The following is a 21,481-nucleotide window of genomic DNA, read 5'->3' on the forward strand; positions in this document are numbered from 1 at the left end:
CTATGTACGCCTATGTCGGTTCGCGCACCACCCGGGAGCGCAACGCCCGCGGCGATGGCATCACCGTGTACCGCCTCGATCAGGGCAACGGCAGCCTGGAGCAGGTCCAGGTCGTCGGCGACCTGGTCAACCCGTCCTTCCTGGCGCTGAATCGAGCTGGGGACCGGCTCTATACGGTGCATGGCGACCTCGACGAGGTCAGCGCCTTCACCGTCGACAAGGCCACTGGTCGACTCACGTTCCTCAACCGGCAGCGCTGCGAAGGCAAGAATCCGGTGCACCTGGCACTGGACCCGAGCGAGCGCTTCCTGGTGGTCTCTAACCACATCACGGGCACGCTTGCCGTGCTCAATGTCGAACAGGACGGCCGCCTCGGCACCCTCAACCAGTTGCTCGAGCTCGAGGGCCCGATCGGCCCGCATCGTATCGAGCAGCCCTTTGCCAAGCCGCACTTCAACCTCTTCGATGCCTCGGGCCAGTTCGTCCTGGTGCCGGACAAGGGGCTGGATCGGATATTCAGTTTTCGCTTCGACAACGGCCGGCTGCATCCCGCCGAGCAGCCTTTCGTCACTACCCGCGAAGGTGCCGGACCGCGTCATGTCGCGCTGCACCCGAAGGCGCCGTTCGCCTATGTGATCAATGAATTGGATTCGACCGTCACCACCTACCGCTTCGACCCCCACAACGGGGCACTGCAGCCGTTGCAGATACTCCCGTCGCTTCCGTCGAGCTACACCGGCAACAGCCGTGCCTCGGAGATCGAGATCGATTGCAGCGGTCGCTTCGTCTACGCCTCCAACCGCGGCTATGACAGCCTTGCCGTGTATGCGGTCGATGTCGCCAGCGGCCTGCTGAGCCTGATCGAAGTGCAGCCCAGTGGCGGCAAGACCCCACGCTTCTTCGCCCTCACTCCCAATCAGCGGTTCCTCTTCGCGCTCAACGAAGACAGTGACAGCATCGTGGCTTTCGCCGTCGATCCCGAGCAGGGGAGGTTGCGCCAGACCGGTTTCTCGGTGTCCACCGGCAGCCCGGTGTGCATGGTCTTTTCTGCCTGAGCTGATTCCTGGATCGGTGAGGGCCTTTTCGCGGGCAAGCCCGGTCCCACAGCCAGTCGCTGTAATCATCAGTCCCATTCATAGCCCAGCGGAGTTCCAATGACTCTCACTATCCCCAAGGCCGTCCTCGAAGAACTCGCCCCCGATGGCGTCCTGCGTGCTGCCATCAACTACGGCAACCCGGTCCTCGCCCAACGCGGCCCTGATGGCGAGCCCCAGGGCGTCTCGGTCGCCCTGGCCAGGCAGTTGGCTGAAGAACTGGGCGTGTGCCTTGAGATGCGCACCTTCGACGCTGCGGGCAAGGTATTCGCCGCGCTGGAGGAGGGCGCCTGGACCTTGGCTTTCCTCGCCATCGAACCGGTGCGCGAGGCGCAGATCGCCTTCAGCGAGCCCTACGTGCTGATCGAGGGCACCTACCTGGTCAGGAAAGACGCCCCCTTCCAGCACGTCGACGAACTCGACCAAACCGGCTTGCGCCTGGCCGTCGGCAAAGGCGCGGCCTACGACCTCTACCTCAGCCGCACCTTGCAGCATGCCGAACTGTGCCGCGCCGACACCTCCGCCGCAGCCGTCGATCTGTTTGTCGAAGAAAACCTCGACGCCGCCGCGGGTGTGCGCCAGCCTTTGCAGAAGGTCGCCGACACTGATTCACGCTACCGTGTGCTCGACGGTGCGTTCACCGCGATCCGTCAGGCCATGGCTGTTCCGAGGGGCTGCGACAATTCGGCTGCATTCGTACGTGACTTTGTCGAGCGTTGCCTGCGTCAAGGCTTTGTTCGGGGGGCTTTGCTGGCCACCGGACAGACCGATGTCAGCGCACCGCGCTGACCGTCCCTGGACTCCACCCACGTCCAATCAATTGAGGTAACAAGCAAGATGGCCAAGGCCGCCGATGTCGTTGTGCAATGCCTGGAAAACGAAGGTGTCGAGTATGTATTCGGCATTCCCGGCGAGGAGAACCTCGACCTGCTCGAATCCCTGCGCAAGTCGAAGATCAAGCTGGTACTGACCCGCCACGAGCAATCCGCAGGCTTCATGGCCGCCACCTATGGTCGCCTGACCGGCAAGACCGGCGTCAGCCTGTCGACCCTGGGCCCTGGTGCGACCAACCTGGTGACCGCCAGTGCCTACGCCTACCTGGGCGGCATGCCGATGATGATGATTACCGGCCAGAAGCCGATCAAGAAGTCCAAGCAGGGCCGCTTCCAGATCATCGACGTGTGCGGCATGATGGACCCCATCACCAAGTACACCCACCAGTTCGCCTCGGCCGACAACATCCCGGCGCGCATGCGTGAAGCCTTCCGCCTGGCCGAGGAAGAAAAGCCCGGTGCCGTGCACCTGGAACTGCCTGAAGACATCGCTGCCGAGCAGACCGACGCGCTGCCGATCCCGCGCAGCCTGCACCGCCGCCCGTTGGCCGAGCACGTGGCCATCGAAGCCGCCGTGCAGAAACTGCAGAACGCCCGCAACCCGATTCTGGTAATCGGTGCCGGTGCCAACCGTAAGATGACCGCCAAGGTCCTCAAGCAACTGATCGACAAGACCGGCATCCCGTTCATCACCACGCAGATGGGTAAAGGCGTGGTCGACGAGCGCCACCCGCGCTTCCTGGGCAACGCGGCGCTGTCGTCCGGTGACTTCGTACACCGCGCTGTCGAAGCCGCTGACCTGATCATCAACATCGGCCACGACGTGATCGAGAAGCCGCCGTTCTTCATGGTCCGTGGCGGCACCGAGGTCATTCACATCAGCTTCCGCTCCGCCGAAGTCGATGCCGTGTACTTCCCACAGGTCGAAGTGATCGGCGACATCGCCAACGCCGTGTGGCAGATCAGTGAAGCGCTGACCGACACCTCGCACTGGGACTTCACTCGCCTGATGGCGATCCGTGAAGCCAACGAGGCGCAGATCGCCGAAGGTGCCGACGACGACCGCTTCCCGGTCTACCCGCAGCGCCTGGTTGCCGACATCCGTCGCGTGCTGCCCTCCGAAGGCATCGTCGCGCTGGACAACGGCATCTACAAGATCTGGTTCGCCCGCAACTACAAGGCGCACAAGCCCAACACCGTGCTGCTGGACAACGCCCTGGCGACCATGGGCGCCGGTCTGCCGTCGGCCATGGCTTCGCACCTGGTGTACCCGGAACGCCCGGTGATCTCGGTGTGCGGCGACGGTGGCTTCATGATGAACAGCCAGGAGCTGGAAACCGCGGTACGTCTGGGCATGCACATCACCGTGGTAATCCTGCGTGACGACGGCTACGGCATGATCCGCTGGAAGCAGGCCAACATGGGCTTCACCGACTTCGGCCTGGACTACGGCAACCCGGACTTCGTCAAGTACGCCGAAGCCTACGGCGCCAATGGCCACCGCGTGGAAAGCGCCGAAGGCCTGCTGCCGCTGCTCGAGCACTGCATCAAGACCCCAGGCGTGCATGTGATCGACTGCCCGGTCGACTACAGCGAGAACGACCGCATCCTCAACAGCGAGCTGCGTGAGCGCGCGCTGGCGGTGTAAGGCCTGAGGTGTCTTCGCGGGCAAGTCGGCTTCCCAGCAGGTTGGGGAAGCGGGCTTGCCCGCGATTGCATTGTGGTGGGCAACAAACGCTTCACCTTATTTTTCCCTGTGCTAGGGTGCACGCACATCCGCTTTACAGGACACCCGCACCATGCTCCCGCCGCTCAGCGAAAAAGAACTCCACCGCCTCGAAGACCTCCTGATCACCTACGGCAACGATTACTCGGTACTCAACCTCGCCGAGCTCAACGGTTTCTTTACTGCGCTGGCCAGCTCCCCTGTCAGCGTAAATCCCGAGCAATGGCTGCCAGCCGTTGCCGGCGGAAAGGTGCCCAAGTTCAAGAAGCCCGCCCACGAGGAAGCCTACACTGCGCTGATGCTGCGCTACGCCGACCAGGTCGCCGAGCAGTTGGCCGAGAACCTCGACGGCTTCGAGCCGCTGTTCGAGGAAAGCGAGGGCGAGGAAGGGCCAGCGATCATTCTCGAAGAGTGGTGTTTCGGCTACATGCGCGGCACCCAGGTTGCCGAGTGGAGCGAGTTGCCAGCGCAGCAGGACGCCCTGCTCAAGGCCATTTCCCTGCATGGCCTGGAAGACAATTTCGAGCTGCTCGATGCGATGAGCTTCGACGAACATCAGGCCTGCGTGCCAGGCGTGATCGAGGCGGCCCGCGGTCTGTATCGCTATCAGAAGCTGATACGCAACTGATCACTGGCGCTTCATGGCGAAGTCGAGACTCAGCGCAACCGGTGGCCATCGACCTGCTACCGCTGACATGTATTGCCGCGGCTGCTTCGCGGGCAAGCCCGCTCCCACCGGGTTTTAGGCAGCGCAGAGCTTGTATTATTCCGATCAGCGAAATTATGGATTGCTGGCCACGCGGATTCTGTTGAACGGCGAACAGGTGCAGGATTCACTCCAGCAGCGCCACTCTTGGATACCGGCGCTCAGACCTCAACCCTTTGAACCGGAGTCCAGACCATGTCCAACCCTATCAAGCTCTATCACTTCCCCAAGTCCGGCCACGCTCATCGCGCCCTGCTGATGCTGTCGCTGCTCAAGGTGCAGCCGGAAGTCATCTTCGTCGACCTGGCCAAGGGCGAGCAGAAAAAGCCTGAGTTCCTGGCCCTCAACCCGTTCGGGCAGGTGCCTGTGATCGACGACAACGGCACCGTCATCGGCGACTCCAACGCCATCCTCGTCTACCTGGCCAAAACCTATGGGCAGGGCCGCTGGTTGCCCCAGGACGCTGCCGGTGAAGCCCGTGTACAACGCTGGCTGTCCATCGCCGCCGGCCCCGTCGCCTTCGGACCTGCCGCTGCCCGGCTGATCACCGTGTTCGGTGCAGGCTTCAATGCCGACGAAGTCATCGGTCGTGCCCACAACCTGCTCAAGGTGCTGGACGCTGAGCTCGGCAAGACGCCGTTCCTCACCGGCAGCGAGCCGAGCATCGCCGACGTCGCCAACTACTCCTATATCGCCCATGCGCCGGAAGGCAACGTGTCGCTGGAGGCCTACCCGAATGTGCGAGCGTGGCTGGCACGGATCGAGGCACTGGACGGTTTCGTGGCGATGCCGCGCACTGCGGTAGGGCTGCAGGCCGAGGCCTGATCCACGCGACAGGAGATGAGTGATGAACGTCGTCGAACCGCTCGAGCCGTATGCCGCGTGGCCTGGGGACAGCTGCCCTGATATCGACACGCTCGATGTCCCGGCGCTGCCCTGTGCTGCAGAGTGTGAGGCCAGTTACCTGCTGCCGCAGGTCATCACTCATCCCGACCTACTCATTCGCCCCGGCTGCTGAAATAATCGCACATCGTTTCCAGGCAGAAGGGCAGGGCATGGACCACATCCACCTGATGAAGGTATTCGTCGCCGTCGGCGAGCTGGAAAGCTTCGCTGGCGCGGCACGGCGGCTGGACATGTCGCCCGCTGCGGTGACCCGTGCGGTCAGCGCCCTCGAAGAGCGCCTGGGGGTCAAGCTGCTGCTGCGCACCACCCGCAGCGTGCGCCTTACCGAGGCCGGTGGCCGTTATCTGGAAGACTGCCGCAGCATCCTCGCCAGTATCGCCGAGGCCAACGAGGCGGCTGCCGGTGTCAACGCCACGCCCAAGGGCGAACTGGCGGTGACCGCGCCGATCCTGTTCGGCAAGAAGTTCGTCATGCCCAGCATCGTGCGTTACCTGCAGCAGTACCCTGAGGTTGACGTGTCGGCCTACTTCCTCGATCGGGTGGTGAACATGGTCGAGGAGGGCATGGATGTGGCAGTGCGCATCGGCCAGTTGCCCGACTCCGGGCTCAAGGCCCTGCGTGTGGGCAAGGTCAGGCGCATGCTCTGCGCCTCGCCCGATTACCTTGCCAGGCACGGCGTACCGACTCACCCCTCCGAACTGCACGAGCATGTGGTGATCGCCACCACCAACCTGTCGCCACGTGCAGGCTGGCGCTTCGGGCTGACCGACGAGCCGACCATGGTGCGCATGAAGCCGCGCCTGACCGTGACCAGTAACGACGGTGCCATTGCCGCAGCATGCGCAGGCCTGGGTATCGCCCGGCTGCTGTCTTACCAAGTGGTCGAGGAGGTCGCCAGCGGTCGCCTGCAGGTGGTGCTCGCCGATTTCGAGGAGGCGCCCTGGCCCATCCATATCCTGCACCGCGAGAGCAAGTACGGCTCGGCCAAGGTGCGCGCGTTCATCGACATGCTCGCCGCCGACGTGCGCGCCAAGGGCCTGGACTGACTGTCCGTCAGCCTGGCAGATAACGCAGGCGCAACCCCAGGCTGGTCTGCTCGCCCTGTTGCAGCAAGCGCAGCCCCGGGCGCCCGGGCAGGTGATGGGCGTTGATCGGGTGGCTGACCGGCTCGAAGCAGAAGAAGTCGCGATCCTGCGGACAGAACAACAGAAAGTGCTCGGCGCCGGTGGCCTGGCATTCCAGGCGATAACCCGCGTCGGGTTGTTCGATGGTGCACGTGCCTGTCCAGCCTGCGAAGGCGTGATCGATCTGAGTCGGTGGCAGGTGGCTGGCGCTGTCGAAGCGCCAGGCCTGCGGAATGGGCGCCAGCCGTGATGGCAGCTCACCGGTCTCGCCAAGCCACACCTGGCTGGCGGACGCCTGCAGGCGGGTGTCCGGATACCGCGGAAAGTACGGATGCAGGCCCAGCCCGTGCCAGGTCGCCTGAGCGGCAAGGTGAGTGACGTGCAGCTCCAGGTCAAGACGCCCCTCGTGCAAGTGCACATCCAGCATTGCCTGGTAGGCGAAGGGCTGCTGACTGTCGAGGATCAGACGTGCTCGCCGCTGGCTGTGGTGCTCCACGCGCCACGGTTGCTGCCAGGCGCTGCCGTGGATCGGGTAGGGATCGTGGTCGGTGTTCGCGGTCAGGGTCTGCCAGCCGTCCGGGCGGGCGAAGCCGCCAGCGGCGATGCGATTGGACCAGGGCACCAGCGGATAGCAGGCCAGGCGCCGGGGTGAGCCGCTGGCGCGTGCTGCGGCGTCGCTGTGGCGCAACAACGCCTGGCCGGTGGCCTTGACCTGCCAGTTGACCAGGCTGGCGCCCAGCGCGGGGGCCAGGGTGAGGCGGGTCAGGCGGTCTTGCAGGTGCAGTTCGGTCATTGCGCTGTTCTCCGGCAGGGCCGTGATCATTTCGCCGCGGGCTGACGGCGGTACGTCAGCAGCACGATGCCACTGACCACCACCGCCCCCCCGAGCAGTTGCAGGCCGCTCAACTGTTGGTCGAGCAGGGCCCATCCCAGCAGCAGGGTGGCGATCGGTTCGATGTTCATCACTGGCGCGTTCTGCGCCATGTTCAGCCGTGGCACGCAAACGAACAGCAGGGTGAATGCCACCCCGTACAGCACCACCAGGCTGGCCAGGGCCATCCATCCTCCTGCGCTGCCCGGCAACGACAGCCCCGCCGGCACCCAACCACCAGCGCCTGCCACCAGCATGCTGGTGAACACGATCAGCAAGGTCAGCAGGCTGCGGACCGGGCCATGCACAGCGGCCAGCTTGTTGTCGGTGATCCACAACGCACAGGCGAATACGCAGGCGGCGCAGAAGGCGAGGCTGACCCCGAGGGTCCAGTGCGGATTGCTCGTGCCACTGTCGGCCAGGCGTCCCGGCACATCCAGGGCCAGCACCAGGCCGCAGAGGATCAGGGCCATGAACATCACTGTGCGCCCGGTTGGACGTACGCCGTTGAGCGCCCAGTTGAGCAGTGCCAGCAGGATCGGGAAGGTGTTGCCCACCAGCAGTGCCAACGCCACCGGGATGCGCGCCACCGCCGAGTACAGGCACAGGCTCTGGGTGGCGATCAGCAGCCCCAGCAGCAATTGCCAGCGCCGGGTGCCGCTGGGCAGCCCCAGGGCCTGGCGTTGCCAGAGCACGAGGCTGGCCAGGGCCAGGAAGGTGATGCCCGAGCGGCAGAGGATCGCCAGCAGCACGCCGGTGCCGTCATCGAAGGCGATGCGTGCGGCGATATGGTTGCCGGCGAACGAGCAGGCCAGCAGCGCCAGGAGGGCGATGGCCAGCTTGCGTGGGAAGAGGGAAGGTGACGCGGGAACAGCCATGTGCAGGGTCCATTTGCAAAAGAGGTCGACAGTGGGGGCTTGCAGAAGCGGGGGCCTACGCCAAGGACACCGCACTGCATGGCACCCGCTCTGCCGGTGATCGCGGGACAAGTCGGGGCGCCGAACCGCCGCTCACACCGGGATAGAGCGGCTGTCCGCGAACTTACAGCACCACGCTTGGCAACCACAGCGAGATGGCAGGGATGTAGGTCACCGCCATCAGCACCAGGAACAGCGCCAGGTAGAACGGCAGCAGCGCCTTGACCGTCGACTCGATACTGACCTTGCCGATCGCCGAGCCGACGAACAGTACCGCCCCCACCGGCGGGGTGATCAGGCCGATACCGAGGTTGACCAGCATGATCATGCCGAAGTGCACCGGGTCCACGCCGATGCCGGTGATCACCGGCAGCAGGATCGGGGTGAGGATCAGGATCAGCGGCGCCATGTCCATCACCGTGCCTAGCATCAGGAGCATGAAGTTGATGCACATCAGGATCACGTAGCGGTTGTCCGACAGGGTCAGGAATGCCGTGGTGATCTTCGACGGGATCTGCATCAGCGTCATCACATAGCCGAAGCTGGCTGCGAAGCCGATCAGGATCATCACGATGGAGATGGTCCGCACCGTGCGATGCATCAGCTTGGGCAGGTCGCGCCATTTGTAGTCGCGGTAGATGAACATGGTCACGAAGAACGACCATACCACCGCCACGGCCGCCGACTCGGTGGCGGTGAACACGCCCGAGAGAATCCCGCCGAGGATGATCACCATGGCCATCAGACCCCAAAGCGCTTCACCGGCGATCTTCAGCGCCTGGCGCATCGGGATCACTTCGCCCTTGGGGTAGTTGCGCTTCTTGGCGAACAACAGGCACAGGCCCATCATCACCGCGCTGAGCAGCAGGCCAGGCATCACTCCGGCCATGAACAGCGAGGCGATCGATACCGTGCCGCCTGCGGCCAGCGAATAGAGCACCGAGTTGTGGCTTGGTGGGGTGAGCAGTGCCTGCACCGAGCCGCTGACGGTCACCGCCGTGGAGAATTCACGCGGATAGCCCTTGCGCTCCATCTCCGGGATCAGCACCGAGCCGACCGAGGCCGTGTCGGCCACCGAGGAGCCGGAAATCGCGCCGAAGAAGGTCGAGGCCATGATGTTGACCAGCGACAGCCCGCCACGCACGAAGCCCACCAGCACCCCGGCGAAGGCCACCAGGCGCCGCGACATGCCGCCCTCGGCCATGATCGCACCGGCCAGCACGAAGAACGGAATGGCCAGCAGCGAGAACTTGTTAACCCCGCTCGCCACCTGGATCATCATCGCCTGCAGCGGAATGTCGATCCACCAGGCACCGATCAGTGCAGAGAGCCCCAGGGCATAAGCCACCGGCATGCCCAGCAGGATGAGCGCGATGAAACTGCCCAACAGAATGAACGCATCCATTTATGCCGCTCCTTCGCTTTCTTCCACCAGGTCGAAGCGCACCACCTTGCGGTTGCTCTGATCGCCCAGCACGAGTTTTTCCAGCACGAAGATCAAGGTCAGCACGCCGCCCACCGGGATCGGCGCATAGGTCATGCCCACCCGCACACCCGGCAGCGAGGCCAGAAACTGGTTCCACGTCGTGATGCACAGCTTGGTGCCGTACCAGGTCATGAACAGGCACACCACGATCATCAGCACCTGCACCAGCACGCCAACCAGCTGGCGCAGTGGCGCGGGCATGCGATCGGTGAGCATCGCCACCGCCATGTGCGCGCCGGCGCGGTAGCTGGCGGCGGCGCCGACGAAGGTGAACACCACCATCAGCAGGATCGCGACCGGCTCCGGCCAACTGGAGCCGGTGCCGAGTACGTAACGGGCGAAGATGCCCCAGGGAATGATCAGCGACATGGTCAGGATCGACAGGCCAGCGATCCAGATGCAGCTGCTGTAGAGCCTGTCGTTCAGGCGCAGGAAAAACGTTTTCATGGGCATCACCAAGGCGGCGGCACGGCGGGCACCGTGCTGCCGGGGTCGTCTGGAAGAAATGGCTTACTCGACCGCGTCGATACGCTTCATCAGGTCGGCGTACTGCGCACCGTATTTTTCGCGCACCGGGGCGGTGGCGTCATAGAACGGCTTGGTGTCCACGGCGATGAACTCGACACCCGCGGCCTTGAGCTTCTGTTCGCTGGCGGCAGACTTGGCGTCCCACAGTTCGCGCTCTTCCATCTGTGCTTCACGTGCGACCTTCTTCACCAGCGCCTGCTGGTCGGCCGTGAGCTTGTTCCAGGTGGTCTTGGACATCACCACCGGCTCCGGCAGGATCAGGTGGTTGGTCAGGGTGAAGTACTTGGCGCTCTGGTAGTGGTTGTGCTCGAGCAAGGTCGGCGGGTTGTTCTCGGCGCCGTCGATCACCCCGGTCTGCAGGGCGCTGAAGATCTCGCCGGTGTCCATGGCGATGCCGTTGCCACCCATGGCGTTGATCATGTCGATGAACAGCGGGTTGCCCTGCACGCGGATCTTCATGCCCTTGAGGTCATCGATGCTGCGCACCGGCTTCTTGGTGTAGATGCTGCGCGAGCCGCCATCCATCCAGGCCAGGGCCACCAGGTTGAATTCGGAGTTGGTGATCTTGTCGAGAATCTCCTGGCCGATCTCGCCATCGATGATCTTGCGCATGTGCGCCTGGTCGCGGAACACGAATGGCATGTTGAACACGTTCACATCCGGCACCACCGGGCCGACGATGCCCAGGCTCACGCGGGTCATCTGCACCGCGCCGATCTGCGCCTGCTCGATGACTTCCTTTTCCGAGCCGAGCACCCCGCCGGCGAACATCTTGAAGGTGATATCGCCATTGCTGGCCTGTTCGAGTTTCTTGCCCATGTTCTGCTCGGCGACCACGGTCGGGTAGCCGGCTGGGTGGATCTCGGCGAACTTGATGTCCAATGCGCTGGCGGCACTGGACAGACCGAGGGCCAAGGGGAGGGCGGCAAGAAGCAACGTGCGTTTGAAGGTCATGATGAAACTCCGTGGTTTTTATTATCTGGTTTCGGTCGTGCAGGTGTTGGTGAGGTGGGCGCTCAGCCCTGCCAGGGTGTTTCCTCCAGGCCCGTGACGCCGGGGTTCAGGGCGAACACGCCGCCGGCCAGGGGCTGGTCGGCGAGGTCGATGCCGCCGGGGCGGATCGAGGTGACGAACAAGGTATCGAGGTGGGTGCCACCGAAGGCGCACATTGCCGGCTTCTTCACCGGCACGCGCAGCGAGCGGTCCAGGCGGCCGTGCGGGGTGAAGCGGTGGATCACGCCTTCGTCGTTGCCGCAGATCCAGTAGCAGCCGTCCTGATCGACAGCCGCGCCATCGGGGCGGCCGGGATGCTCGCGCATGTCGACGAACAGCTGCCGGTTATGGGGCGTGCCACTGTCGATGTCGTAGTCGAACGACCAGATCGCCTGCACCGTCGGGTGCGAGTCGGACAGGTACATGCGCGTGCCGTCCGGGCTGAAGGCCAGGCCGTTGGGCACGATCATGCCCTCGAGTTGGCGGTGCAGACGCTGGCCGTCGTATCGGTACAGCGCGCCGACCTGGGCGCCCTGCTGCATGTCCATCAGCATGGTGCCGGCCCAGAAACGGCCCTGGCGGTCGCAGCGCCCGTCGTTGAAGCGCATCCCTTCGCGGGCGTGCTCGACGCTGGCCAGGCGGGTGCCGAGCAGGCGCCCATCCTCGGTCGGGTCGAGGGTGAACAGGCCGCTCTCCATCGCCCCGACCCAGCCCTGTGCGCCATGGGCGATGCAGGCCAGCATTTCATCGCCCTGCCAGACGTCGTGGTTGCCATCGGCCAGGCGCCAGCGGTGCAGTTGGCGGGCGGGAATATCGACCCAGTACAGGGCCTGCTCGCCGGCATGCCACACCGGGCTTTCCCCGGTGGCGTTGCGCGCGTCGACGATCAGTTCACAGTGCTGCATGGTGCTGCTCCTTGCACGCAGTGGCGGTCAGTCGAAGGGGCCGGCAGCGACGAAGGCGCCGCCCTGGTAGACCATGCTTGGATCGTCGGCGGGAGGCGCGGGCCTTGATTCGACGTCGGCGCGGAACACCTCCGAACTGTCCTTGGGCTGGTAGCCCAGGTGTTCGGCGTGGCGGTTGTCCCACCAGACGGTGCGGTTGTCGGAGGCGCCATAGACCACGGTGTGGCCGACGTCAGGGGTGCGCAGGCTGCGTTCGATGAGTTGCAGCAGGTCGTCGTAGCTCAGCCAGGTGCAGAGCATTCGCGGGTTCTGCGGTTGCGGGAAGGACGAGCCGATACGGATGCTGACGGTCTCGATGCCGTAGCGGTCGAAGTAGAAGCTGGCCAGGTCCTCGCCGTAGCTCTTGGACAAGCCGTAGTAGCCATCGGGGCGGCGAGGGGAGTGGGCATCGAGCCGCTCGTCCTGACGGTAGAAACCGATCACGTGGTTGGAACTGGCGAAGACCACGCGTTTTACCCCGTGCTTGCGCGCCGCTTCGTAGATGTGGAACACCCCGCAGATATTGGGGCCGAGGATATCCTCGAAACTGTGCTCGGTGGACACCCCGCCAAAATGCAGGATGGCATCGACGCCTTCGACCAGCGCGTGTACCGCAGCCTTGTCGGCCAGGTCGCAGGTGATCACTTCTTCATACGGACCGGCAGCAGGTGCCATTGGAGCGATATCGGAAAGGCGCAGGACTTCGGCGCTGCCTTTGAGGCGTTCGCGAAGCACCTTGCCCAGGCCGCCTGCCGCTCCGGTGAGCAGCAGGCGTTTGAAGGGAGTAGTGGTCATGGCCAGCTCTTGTCGTTGATTGTTGTAGGTTGTCGTACGACATGGGTCGATTATCGACAGCGAATTCGCGGCTTGTCAATGCATGGATGGCATCGCTTTACAGGATCGACAGCGGATAGTTGAAGATCAGCCGGTTCTCGTCGAACTCGTTATTGCTGAAGCTGCGGCGGATATTGGAGTTGCGCCACTTCACGCTGAGATCCTTGAACGGGCCGCTCTGGATCACGTAGGCCAGTTCCGATTCACGCACCCATTCCTTGCCATCGCTCACCGCGCCGCTGTGCACATCGCGGCCGCTGATGTAGCGGTTCATCATGCTCAGGCCGGGGATGCCGACGGTGACGAAGTTGAAGTCGTGGCGCACCTGCCAGGAGCGTTCGTTGGCGTTGTCGAAGCTGGCGTTGTAGCTGTCGTTGGCCAGGGTGCCGCCGCTGGTACCGTTGACCCGCATCCAGGTATCGCCGCTGACCTTCTGCAGGCCGACCCAGAAGGTATGGCCGGCATAGCGCGCCGAGAACATGCCCGAGTAGGTCTTGTTGTCCAGCTTGCCGGCGCGTTCGGCGCCGTCGTCCTCGCCCTGGAAGTAGCCGAGGTTGGCGCCCAGGGTCCAGTCGCCCAGTGGCTGGCTGTGGCTCAGTTGCAGGTACTGCTGCTGGTAGACATCCTTGAGTTGGGCATTCCAGAGCCCGACCAGGGTGCGCTTGTCGTTGAAGCTGTACTCGCCGCCGACGAAGTTGAAGCGGTCGGACACCCCACGGCCGAAACTCATGTCCTCCATGCTCGCATCGTTGCGCGGGCTGTTGCCGCGGAACTGCCCGCCGTAGAGCGTCAGACCGGCGATCTCGCTGGACGTCACCTGACCCCCACGGAAGGTCTGCGGCAGCGAGCGGCCATCGTCGGAGCGCAGGATCGGCAGTACCGGCATCCACTCGCCGATCTTCAGCTCGGTCTTGGAGATGCGCGCTTTACCTGCCACGGCCAGGCGTCCGAAATCGTCTGCCGGGCGGCCGTCGTCATGGCGTGGCAGCAGGGCCGTGCCATAAGTGCCGCCACCACCGTCGAGCTTGACCGACCACAACCCCAGCACATCCACACCGAAGCCGATCGGCCCCTCGGTGAATCCCGAGCGGGCGTCGAGGATGAAGCTTTGGGTCCATTCCTCGGCCTTGCTTTGCGGGTTGCTCGGGTCGACGAAGTTGCGGTTGATGTAGAAGTTGCGCAGGTTCAGGGTCGCCTTGGAATCTTCGATGAAGCCGGCGGCCAGTGCTGCGTCGGGCAGTGTCCCCAGGGCGGTGGCGCCGAACAGGGCGAAGGGCAGGGTCTGGCGGATTTTCATTATTGTTGTGCTCCCAGCAGTGAGGCAGCCGCCTGCCAGGCGCGCGCAAGCGACCGATGACAGGGGCGGTGGGGTTGATGGCCGGTCGTGGGCCAAGGTGCAGCGCGCGGATCGGGCGCTCAGGTGCCCGTCGCTGCCAGCGATGTGGCGCGGCGGCGAATGTTGGAAAGAGGGGGAGGCGAATAGCGTGGGTAGGATGTCGACATGATGGGCTTCACTGGTTGTTGTTTTTGTTGTGTGTTGTCGTACAACTGTGGCGATTATTAACAACCGATGAAAATGCTGTCAACGCTTTTGCGCAAAGGAATTGATGGGCTATACCGAGTGTTTCAGAGGTTTTTTTTGCCAAATTGCAAAGGAAGGGCTCTAGATCGGTTACGGCAAAGAGATCCTATAACTATGATTTGTCTTCCGAAGTCCCATTGCTTTTTTCGCGGGTAAACACCTGCCCCCGGTACAAGCTGGCCCCATCCCTATGGGGCGGGTTTACCCGCGAAAAGCACAATTGCCCTACTGCTGATCAATCCCTGTCATGGCGCCAGCAAGAAGCCTGTCACCTCGGCATTGAGGGCGCCGCTGCATTCCTCCGGCAGCCAGTGCCCACAGCCTTCCAGCACTTTGCCGGTCACATCGGTGCCGTAGCGGCGCATCTGCTCGGCCTGGAACTCACCCAGGCCACCGTTGCCGCCACCACCGATGGCCAACGCCGGAATGCTGATGCGGGTCTTGCTCAGTTGCTTGTTGTCGCGGGCATTCTGGTTGAGCACGCGGTAGTACTCGAACGCTGCGTTGAGGCTATGCGGCTTGGCGTACGACTTGGCATAGAGATCGAGCAACTGCGGTGTGAACACCGAAGTATTGGTTGCGTGCTGCTTGATGAAATGCTCGAAGAACACCCGCTCCTTGCCAGCGATCAGCGTCTCGGCCAGGTTGGGCTCGGCGGCGAAGAAGCTGAAATGCCAGACCAGCGACTCACCCTGCGGCGTGAAGGCGGGGAACTGGTAGAGACTGTCGTCGGGAATTGGCGCTTCCATGTAGATCACCCGACGGATGTTCGCCTGGTTTTGTACCAGCATCGGGAAGGTGTTCCAGATACCGATGTCGTGGGCCACCAGGTCGAACTTCTGGCCATTGCTCATCTGTGCGGCGAGCTTGTACAGCAGCGGCGCCACGTCGGTTGCGCGATACGACGGCGGTGTCTGCGACTGGCCAAGGCCAGGCAGGTCTGGCGCGACAACGGTGAAGTGCCTGGCGAGTTCCGGCATCAGTTGGTGCCATTCGTACCAGGTCTGGCCGAAGCCGTGGACCAGGTACACCAGGGGCCCCGAGCCGCCCTTGACGTAGTGCAGCTTCACGCCATCGACGGTCTGGTAGTGGCTGGTGAAGCCTTTGGGGACGGGGAACTCGTCGGCGGCGTGGGCGCCGACGGCAAGCGTGGTGGCGGCAGTCAAGGCCAGGGAGCGCAGTAATTGGCGAAGCATGGTGATGAACCTCTGGGTGGTTGGAAATCGTGGCTTGATCGTTCAGTGGCCGCTGGCCACGCTGGCGCCGGCAGCGCGCGCGCCGGGGCGAAATCCGTGTGAGCGGGCAGTCCAGGCAATGGCGAAGGCGATCAGCAGCAGGATGAGTACGGCAGGTGCGAAGGCGCGTGCGCCCCAGCCGTCGAGCAGCGCGCCGCCCAGCAGCCCGGCGCCGGCGATGGCGCCATTCCAGGCGACGACATTCATCGACAGCGCCACATCCGCGCCGTCGCCTGCGCTATCGGCAAGGGCGGTCTGCAGCAGCGTCGCGGCGCCGCCGAACGACACGCCCCACACCGCAATGCCGACGAGCACGGCGAGGGGCGCGCTCGACAGCCAGACGAACATCAGTGCGACCAGCGCAAATGCGCCAAGGCTGCCCAGCACGGCGCTGCGCAGGTGCCGATCGACCAGGCGCCCGGTGATGGCGATGCCGACAAGCGCCGCAACCCCGAACACCAGCAGCACCAGGTCGACGCGCTCGAGCAGGCCGGCCTGGGCGGCAAATGGCGCGACGTAGGTGTAGAGGATGTTGTGCGCCAGCATCCAGGTGATTACCGTGGCCAGGACCGGTCGTACGCCCGGCGTGCTCAGCACGCGACGCAGCGGCATGGCCTGGCGGTCGGTCTGGCCTGGGTAGTCCGGCACTTTCGCCAGCACCCAGACGATCAGCACCAGGGTGAGGGCCGACATGATGGCAAAGGCGCTGCGCCAACCCACTGCACTGCCGAGCCAGGTGCCCAGCGGCACGCCCAGCGAGAGCGCAATCGGCGTGCCGACCATGGCAATCGCCATGGCCTTGCCCTGCTGGTGCGGCAGAACCATCCGCCGGGCATAGCCCGCCAGCAGGCTCCAGGCCAACCCCGCCGAAGCTCCGGCAAAGAATCGGGCGATCAGCGTCAACCAGATGTCGGGTGAAAGGGCGGTGAGCGAATTGAACACCAGGAAGCCGATGATCGTGGACAGCAGTACGCTGCGACGCTTCCAGCTTCGGGTCAGGATGGTCAGCGGGATGGCGGCGACCAGCGAGCCCACTGCATAGGCGGTGACGGTCTGCCCGGCCATTGCCGAGGTGATCGACAGGCCGTCGCTGATCTGTGGCAGCAGGCCTGCGGGCAGGGTTTCGGTGACGATGCAGATGAAGCCTGTCATCGCCAGGGCCAGCAAGGCGGAGACCGGCAAGGGCTCGGCCGTGTCGAGCGTGGTGGCGGTAGAAGAGGTCACGAGAGCTCCTGTGATCGCTGGTTAAATATATCGATCGATACATAAGTGAGGCAGCACCAACCCGACGGCATCGAGCCGTCCCGGATTTACATATCGATCGGTATATAAGTTAGGAGTGCTCGCGTGTCGTTGTCAATGACTTATGTATCGAATAGTATCTATGTCATTTGGAGGAGCAGTTGATGGCGCGGATGGGCAGACCCAGAACCTTCGACCGCGATAACGCGATCGACCAGGCCATGCACCTGTTCTGGGAGCACGGCTACGAATCCACATCGCTGGCGCAATTGAAGGCGGCGATTGGCCCAGGCATTTCCGCGCCCAGCTTCTACGCAGCCTTTGGTTCGAAAGAGGCGCTGTTCCAGGAATGTGCCCAGCGCTACCTGGCGACCTATGCGCAGGTCACCGAGTGCTTGTGGAACCTGGACCTGCCACCGCGTCAGGCGCTGGAGCAGGCACTGCGCCAATCCGCCCGCATGCAGTGCGAGGACGGACACCCGAAGGGCTGCATGGTCGGCCTGGCAGTGATGAGCGCACCCTCTGCGGAACTGGCGCAGGTCACCGCACCCTTGAACCGCTCCCGGGCACGCACCCGCGCCGGTATCGCCGGCTGCGTCAGCCGTGCGCTCGAAACGGGTGAGCTGCGCCAGGACGTTGATGCCCAGGGGCTCAGCGTGATGTTCGACAGCTTTCTGGTCGGGCTTTCGACCCTGGCGCGGGACAACATCGGCATCGAAGCGATGGAGCGTGCGATCACCCAGGTGATGCGGCTGTGGGACCTTTCCACGACGGGTGTGCAAAACACCGCGTCGTGATCATTCGAGCACTTGAACATCCAGTGCCTGGCACAGGGCACGTAACTTTGGGGTCAGGTTGCCTTCCCGGATCGGCTCGAGAGCGTCGTGCTGTTTGTAGTACTTGGCGTAGATGGCTTCAGTCACAGGCCTCTGCTCACCCTCGGCGTTGAGCTCGATATCCGAGAATTTCACCACGCCAACCGGATTGAATCCGGCCCGCTCGACCATCTGCTGCATGCCGCGGGTCTTCGTGGTGACGTAACCCCAGGCCATCGCGATGTCCAGCTTCGCTGCCAGCGCATCGATGGCGTAGCCTGCGAAGAGCGTGGCGCCGGTGCCCCTGTGTTGCGGTGCACACGCACCGAACTTGTTGAACAGGGTGCGGTTGACCAGATTGATCTCCAGGCACATGACGCAGATCATCTCGCCCTCGTAGACCCCGACGTAGACGATGGTGTCCTTGTCGGCTTCGCCGGCGAGCGACACGTTCTGCAAGTAGTACTGCGGGTCGCTGAAGACCCGACCGATCCCCACGCCCACATCCGGGTGCCAGCGCCTGACCAATTGGCTCAGCCGCTCGACATCGCTGCGCGCCAATTGACGGTAGCTGTATTGCGCCGGGGTGACAGTGTTCTCGGGCAGCTCGTGCAGGTCTGGCCAGATCCTTTCTTGCATGTGTTCACCTTGTCTTGGACAGAGAGATTGCGACAGCGCAAAAAAAGCCTACCTTCCAGATGGTAGGCTGGTCAATCCATAGCGAGGCTAACGCACAGGTGCGCTCAGCCTCGGGTCGGGAAAAACAATATGAAGCAGACGGTGCCCGGCTGGGGCTGCTCCACGCTAGCCGTTCCTCCGTGCAACTGCATGATTGCGGTGACGATCGCCAGCCCCAGCCCATTGGAGTCCGAACGCTCATGGCGCGAGGCATCGCCGCGGTAGAAACGGTCGAACAGCTTGCCCAAGGTGGCTTCGCCCAGCGTCGGGCCCTGGTTCTGCACCTCGATGCGCATACCGTTCTCGACGGCACGCACCTGCATCAGGACGGTGCTGCCCTCATCGGCATAGCGGATCGCGTTGGCCACCAGGTTGCTCAACGCCCGGCGCAGCAGCAGAGGGTCGGCCAGCACCGTACCGTTGCCCGAGGTCTGCATCGACAGTTGCCGCTCTTCGGCGAGCCCTTCGAAATATCCCGCCACGCGCTGCAGTTCATCGTGCAGCGACAGCTGCTGGCGCTCCAGCACGGCCTGCGCTTCGTCGGCGCGGGCGAGGAACAGGATGCTCTCGACCATCCGCGAGATACGCTCCAGCTCCTCGAGGTTGGATGCCAGCAGGGCCTGGTATTCATCTTCACTGCGTGATTGGCGCAAGGCGACCTGGCAATGGCCCATCAGCGAGCCCACGGGGGTGCGAATCTCGTGGGCAAGGTCGGCGGAGAACTGATTCAGGCGCTGGTAACCGGCGGCGAGGCGGTCGAGCATGGCGTTGTACGCGTGGCTCAGGCGCAGCAGTTCGACCGGCGTGTCGTCGCTGTCCATGCGGCTGTCCAGCCGCTGTGGGGTGATCCTCGCCGCGTGCGCGGCCATCTTGCGCAACGGGCGCAGGCCACGGTACAGCGACAGGTACCCCAGCAGTGCCGTCAACAGGAACGCCAGGCCTGCGGCCAGGTAGATGCGCTGGCGGAAGGCTTCTAGCATGGCCATTTCCTTGGTCATGATATGTGCCGCCGTAAGCCTTACCTCACGACCGCCGGAGATCGTCATCACGCTGGCTGCACGCAACGGCACGCCAGCGGCGGTGGTGCCGTCGCGCAGGTCGTTCACCTTCAACGGCGTGTCGGGGCCGACCTCGTCCAGTTGCGGCAGCACGGCCTTCAGCGGATTGACCTTGATCAGCGGTGCCTGCCCGGGCTCTTCGATGATGAAGATGTCCTCTTCATTATTGAGCATGTTCTCCAGGATCTGCGGGTTGACCCGCAACCGGTCCAGCTCCAGGTCATAGCGCAGCAGCTTGCGAAAATGATCCAGGCGCCCGAGCACCGAGTAGTCGGTGTTCTTCATCACCGAGACGCGCATCGAGTCGTACAGGTACAGGCCGGCCCCGGCCACTACCAGCATTGCCACCAGCGAAAACGCCAGGGTCGAGCGCAGGGTCAGGGACGGGGCGCGTCGTCGGCGCATGGCCGTACCTCGCAGACATAGCCGATGCCGCGCACGGTATGGATCAGCTTCAGCGGATAGGGCAGGTCGATCTTGTTGCGCAGCCGCTTCACCGCCACGTCGACCACATTGGTGTCGCTGTCGAAATTCATGTCCCAGACCTCCGAGGCGATCTGCGCCCGCGACAGCACATCGCCTTCGCGGCGCAGGAACAGGTGCAGCAGGGCGAATTCCTTGTTGGTCAGCGCGATCACCTGCTGCTGGCGCGTGACCCGTCGGCGGATCAGGTCCAGTTCCAGGTCGGCGAGGTGGAAATGATCGGCCTCGCGCACCACGCCCCGGCGCAGGATGGTGCGGATGCGCAGAAGCAGTTCGGTGAAGGAGAACGGCTTGACCAGATAGTCGTCGGCGCCCAGCTCCAGGCCACGGATGCGGTCCTGCAACTGGTCGCGCGCAGTGAGAAACAGCACCGGCACGTCCTGCCTTGCGCGCAGCAGCTCGATGATCTGGAAGCCGTCGATGCCTGGCAGCATCACATCCAGCACGATCAGGTCGTAGGGCGTCTCCAGCGCCTGGTGCAGGCCATCGGCCCCGTGCTGGGTCCAGTCGACGTTGAAGCCGGATTCGCCGAGGCCCTTTTTCAGGTACTCGCCGGTCTTGGTGTCGTCTTCGATCAACAGGATATGCATGGGGGCAGGGCTCGGGCCTCGGGTGGCGGGCAGGCGAAGAGGCAGTGTAACCAGCACGGCAAGCTGCTGTCGGTTACATTTCTGTCATTTGGCGGTGCCGAGGACGAATGACAGAAATGTAATCGGCCGGTCATTCTGAGGTCCCGAGGCGACACCAAAGATAGCGGCACTTCAAACCGCTGAGGATGTGTCGCAATGAAGACCAAGACTGCCCTGTCCACCGCGTTCGGCCTGTTGATGGCCGGCGCCACCGTGCTTGCCAGCGCCGCCGACATGCCTGTGATCAAGCCACTGCGTGGCGTGATCGAAGATGTCAGCAGCAACACCCTGACCTTCAAGACCCGCACCGGCGCGCAGCAGACCATCGGCTTGACCGACAAGACCGGCGTAGTCCGCGCCTCCAAGGCCGACCTCGCCTCGATCAAGACCGACAGCTTTGTCGGTTCTGCCGCCATTCCCCAGGCCAACGGCACCCTCAAGGCCCTGGAAGTGACCGTGTTCGACGCCAGGCTCAAGGGCAGCGGCGAAGGCCATTACGGCTGGGAGAACGCCGACGGCAGCACCGGCACCATGACCAACGGCACCGTGGGCAAGCTCTCCAGCGCCAATGGCCGCACGCTGACCGTCAATTACAAGGGCGGCGAGAAACAGTTGGTGGTGCCGGATGACGTGCCGATCGCCTTCGTCGAGCCAGGCAGCGCTGCCGAGCTGGTCAAGGGCGCCAAGGTCGTGGTGTTCCCGGCTGAAGACGGCAAGAACGCACGCGGCATCGCCATCGGCAAGGACGGCTTCCAGCCGCCGATGTAACCACCTCAGCCGCCCAGAGGCAGCGCCAC

General features: G+C 63.9%; 22 protein-coding genes. 9 read left to right on the forward strand and 13 right to left on the reverse strand.

All coding sequences use genetic code 11. The annotated features are described in order from the left end of the window. Positions 1–2: 2 nt before the first annotated feature. From AB688_RS08950 to AB688_RS08975, 7 genes are all read left to right on the forward strand, one after another. The gene (locus AB688_RS08950; protein ID WP_063543522.1) at positions 3–1,055 is read left to right on the forward strand and encodes a lactonase family protein; all 1,053 of its coding nucleotides are present in this window, start codon (positions 3–5) and stop codon (positions 1,053–1,055) included. 99 nt (positions 1,056–1,154) lie between these two features. Beyond that, a complete protein-coding gene (locus tag AB688_RS08955) occupies positions 1,155–1,883 on the forward strand; it encodes a transporter substrate-binding domain-containing protein (RefSeq protein ID WP_063543523.1) in 729 nt (242 codons plus the stop codon). Between the two features lie 48 nt (positions 1,884–1,931). Further along, entirely contained in the window at positions 1,932–3,575 is a 1,644-nt protein-coding gene (locus tag AB688_RS08960; protein WP_054892947.1) for an acetolactate synthase large subunit, read from the forward strand. Between the two features lie 151 nt (positions 3,576–3,726). Next, positions 3,727–4,281 carry a UPF0149 family protein gene (locus AB688_RS08965; protein ID WP_054892946.1) on the forward strand — a complete coding sequence of 185 codons (555 nt, stop codon included), beginning with the start codon at positions 3,727–3,729 and terminating at the stop codon, positions 4,279–4,281. Between the two features lie 273 nt (positions 4,282–4,554). Next, positions 4,555–5,184 (forward strand): glutathione S-transferase family protein, encoded by a 630-nt coding sequence (locus AB688_RS08970; RefSeq protein ID WP_063543525.1) that lies wholly within the window; start codon positions 4,555–4,557, stop codon positions 5,182–5,184. A 22-nt stretch (positions 5,185–5,206) separates the two neighbouring features. Then, the gene (locus tag AB688_RS26740) at positions 5,207–5,377 is read left to right on the forward strand and encodes a hypothetical protein (protein ID WP_153774363.1); all 171 of its coding nucleotides are present in this window, start codon (positions 5,207–5,209) and stop codon (positions 5,375–5,377) included. A 37-nt stretch (positions 5,378–5,414) separates the two neighbouring features. Continuing rightward, a complete protein-coding gene (locus AB688_RS08975) occupies positions 5,415–6,311 on the forward strand; it encodes a LysR family transcriptional regulator (protein WP_063543527.1) in 897 nt (298 codons plus the stop codon). 7 nt (positions 6,312–6,318) lie between these two features. Here AB688_RS08975 and AB688_RS08980 read toward each other — a convergent pair whose 3' ends face one another. The 10 genes from AB688_RS08980 to AB688_RS09025 form a co-directional block, all read right to left on the reverse strand. Next, the gene (locus tag AB688_RS08980; protein ID WP_231100309.1) at positions 6,319–7,182 is read right to left on the reverse strand and encodes an aldose 1-epimerase; all 864 of its coding nucleotides are present in this window, start codon (positions 7,180–7,182) and stop codon (positions 6,319–6,321) included. Between the two features lie 26 nt (positions 7,183–7,208). Continuing rightward, the gene (locus tag AB688_RS08985; RefSeq protein ID WP_063543531.1) at positions 7,209–8,138 is read right to left on the reverse strand and encodes an EamA family transporter; all 930 of its coding nucleotides are present in this window, start codon (positions 8,136–8,138) and stop codon (positions 7,209–7,211) included. Between the two features lie 163 nt (positions 8,139–8,301). Further along, positions 8,302–9,582: a TRAP transporter large permease gene (locus AB688_RS08990; protein WP_063543533.1), complete on the reverse strand. Its 1,281-nt coding sequence runs from the start codon at positions 9,580–9,582 to the stop codon at positions 8,302–8,304. Next, positions 9,583–10,110: a TRAP transporter small permease gene (locus AB688_RS08995; protein WP_054892940.1), complete on the reverse strand. Its 528-nt coding sequence runs from the start codon at positions 10,108–10,110 to the stop codon at positions 9,583–9,585. 63 nt (positions 10,111–10,173) lie between these two features. Next, positions 10,174–11,145: a TRAP transporter substrate-binding protein gene (locus AB688_RS09000; protein WP_054892939.1), complete on the reverse strand. Its 972-nt coding sequence runs from the start codon at positions 11,143–11,145 to the stop codon at positions 10,174–10,176. A 62-nt stretch (positions 11,146–11,207) separates the two neighbouring features. Next, positions 11,208–12,089 carry a glucurono-1,5-lactonase gene (locus AB688_RS09005; RefSeq protein ID WP_063543535.1) on the reverse strand — a complete coding sequence of 294 codons (882 nt, stop codon included), beginning with the start codon at positions 12,087–12,089 and terminating at the stop codon, positions 11,208–11,210. Between the two features lie 27 nt (positions 12,090–12,116). Next, complete coding sequence (locus AB688_RS09010; RefSeq protein WP_063543537.1) at positions 12,117–12,923, reverse strand: NAD-dependent epimerase/dehydratase family protein; 807 nt, start codon at positions 12,921–12,923, stop codon at positions 12,117–12,119. Between the two features lie 97 nt (positions 12,924–13,020). Further along, positions 13,021–14,259, reverse strand: coding sequence for an OprD family porin (locus AB688_RS09015; RefSeq protein ID WP_054892936.1), 1,239 nt, complete (start codon positions 14,257–14,259; stop codon positions 13,021–13,023). 530 nt (positions 14,260–14,789) lie between these two features. Beyond that, positions 14,790–15,740 (reverse strand): alpha/beta fold hydrolase, encoded by a 951-nt coding sequence (locus AB688_RS09020; RefSeq protein ID WP_054892935.1) that lies wholly within the window; start codon positions 15,738–15,740, stop codon positions 14,790–14,792. Positions 15,741–15,782: 42 nt separating this feature from the next. Next, on the reverse strand, positions 15,783–17,003 hold the full coding sequence (locus AB688_RS09025) for an MFS transporter (protein WP_063543539.1): 1,221 nt from the start codon (positions 17,001–17,003) through the stop codon (positions 15,783–15,785). Between the two features lie 182 nt (positions 17,004–17,185). Between AB688_RS09025 and AB688_RS09030 the strand changes: the two genes are divergently transcribed. Next, positions 17,186–17,818 (forward strand): TetR/AcrR family transcriptional regulator, encoded by a 633-nt coding sequence (locus AB688_RS09030; RefSeq protein WP_063543541.1) that lies wholly within the window; start codon positions 17,186–17,188, stop codon positions 17,816–17,818. Here AB688_RS09030 and AB688_RS09035 read toward each other — a convergent pair whose 3' ends face one another. The 3 genes from AB688_RS09035 to AB688_RS09045 form a co-directional block, all read right to left on the reverse strand. Further along, entirely contained in the window at positions 17,819–18,475 is a 657-nt protein-coding gene (locus AB688_RS09035; RefSeq protein ID WP_063543543.1) for a hypothetical protein, read from the reverse strand. Between the two features lie 104 nt (positions 18,476–18,579). Beyond that, on the reverse strand, positions 18,580–19,977 hold the full coding sequence (locus AB688_RS09040; protein WP_063543545.1) for a heavy metal sensor histidine kinase: 1,398 nt from the start codon (positions 19,975–19,977) through the stop codon (positions 18,580–18,582). Further along, a complete protein-coding gene (locus AB688_RS09045) occupies positions 19,950–20,645 on the reverse strand; it encodes a heavy metal response regulator transcription factor (RefSeq protein ID WP_054892930.1) in 696 nt (231 codons plus the stop codon). The genes AB688_RS09040 and AB688_RS09045 overlap by 28 nt, the downstream gene beginning before the upstream one ends. A gap of 195 nt (positions 20,646–20,840) precedes the next feature. Between AB688_RS09045 and AB688_RS09050 the strand changes: the two genes are divergently transcribed. Next, positions 20,841–21,452, forward strand: a complete 612-nt coding sequence (locus AB688_RS09050; RefSeq protein WP_063543546.1) for a hypothetical protein — start codon at positions 20,841–20,843, stop codon at positions 21,450–21,452. The last annotated feature ends 29 nt before the right edge of the window (positions 21,453–21,481 follow it).

Source organism: Pseudomonas putida (assembly GCF_001636055.1).
Lineage (GTDB): Bacteria > Pseudomonadota > Gammaproteobacteria > Pseudomonadales > Pseudomonadaceae > Aquipseudomonas > Aquipseudomonas machongensis.

Bases quoted from the DNA above. Each gene is read 5' to 3' on its own strand.
- AB688_RS08950 (WP_063543522.1), top strand. From the start codon at position 3: ATGTACGCCTATGTCGGTTCGCGCACCACCCGGGAGCGCAACGCCCGC.
- AB688_RS08955 (WP_063543523.1), top strand. From the start codon at position 1,155: ATGACTCTCACTATCCCCAAGGCCGTCCTCGAAGAACTCGCCCCCGAT.
- AB688_RS08960 (WP_054892947.1), top strand. From the start codon at position 1,932: ATGGCCAAGGCCGCCGATGTCGTTGTGCAATGCCTGGAAAACGAAGGT.
- AB688_RS08965 (WP_054892946.1), top strand. From the start codon at position 3,727: ATGCTCCCGCCGCTCAGCGAAAAAGAACTCCACCGCCTCGAAGACCTC.
- AB688_RS08970 (WP_063543525.1), top strand. From the start codon at position 4,555: ATGTCCAACCCTATCAAGCTCTATCACTTCCCCAAGTCCGGCCACGCT.
- AB688_RS26740 (WP_153774363.1), top strand. From the start codon at position 5,207: ATGAACGTCGTCGAACCGCTCGAGCCGTATGCCGCGTGGCCTGGGGAC.
- AB688_RS08975 (WP_063543527.1), top strand. From the start codon at position 5,415: ATGGACCACATCCACCTGATGAAGGTATTCGTCGCCGTCGGCGAGCTG.
- AB688_RS08980 (WP_231100309.1), bottom strand. From the start codon at position 7,182: ATGACCGAACTGCACCTGCAAGACCGCCTGACCCGCCTCACCCTGGCC.
- AB688_RS08985 (WP_063543531.1), bottom strand. From the start codon at position 8,138: ATGGCTGTTCCCGCGTCACCTTCCCTCTTCCCACGCAAGCTGGCCATC.
- AB688_RS08990 (WP_063543533.1), bottom strand. From the start codon at position 9,582: ATGGATGCGTTCATTCTGTTGGGCAGTTTCATCGCGCTCATCCTGCTG.
- AB688_RS08995 (WP_054892940.1), bottom strand. From the start codon at position 10,110: ATGAAAACGTTTTTCCTGCGCCTGAACGACAGGCTCTACAGCAGCTGC.
- AB688_RS09000 (WP_054892939.1), bottom strand. From the start codon at position 11,145: ATGACCTTCAAACGCACGTTGCTTCTTGCCGCCCTCCCCTTGGCCCTC.
- AB688_RS09005 (WP_063543535.1), bottom strand. From the start codon at position 12,089: ATGCAGCACTGTGAACTGATCGTCGACGCGCGCAACGCCACCGGGGAA.
- AB688_RS09010 (WP_063543537.1), bottom strand. From the start codon at position 12,923: ATGACCACTACTCCCTTCAAACGCCTGCTGCTCACCGGAGCGGCAGGC.
- AB688_RS09015 (WP_054892936.1), bottom strand. From the start codon at position 14,259: ATGAAAATCCGCCAGACCCTGCCCTTCGCCCTGTTCGGCGCCACCGCC.
- AB688_RS09020 (WP_054892935.1), bottom strand. From the start codon at position 15,740: ATGCTTCGCCAATTACTGCGCTCCCTGGCCTTGACTGCCGCCACCACG.
- AB688_RS09030 (WP_063543541.1), top strand. From the start codon at position 17,186: ATGGCGCGGATGGGCAGACCCAGAACCTTCGACCGCGATAACGCGATC.
- AB688_RS09035 (WP_063543543.1), bottom strand. From the start codon at position 18,475: ATGCAAGAAAGGATCTGGCCAGACCTGCACGAGCTGCCCGAGAACACT.
- AB688_RS09040 (WP_063543545.1), bottom strand. From the start codon at position 19,977: ATGCGCCGACGACGCGCCCCGTCCCTGACCCTGCGCTCGACCCTGGCG.
- AB688_RS09045 (WP_054892930.1), bottom strand. From the start codon at position 20,645: ATGCATATCCTGTTGATCGAAGACGACACCAAGACCGGCGAGTACCTG.
- AB688_RS09050 (WP_063543546.1), top strand. From the start codon at position 20,841: ATGAAGACCAAGACTGCCCTGTCCACCGCGTTCGGCCTGTTGATGGCC.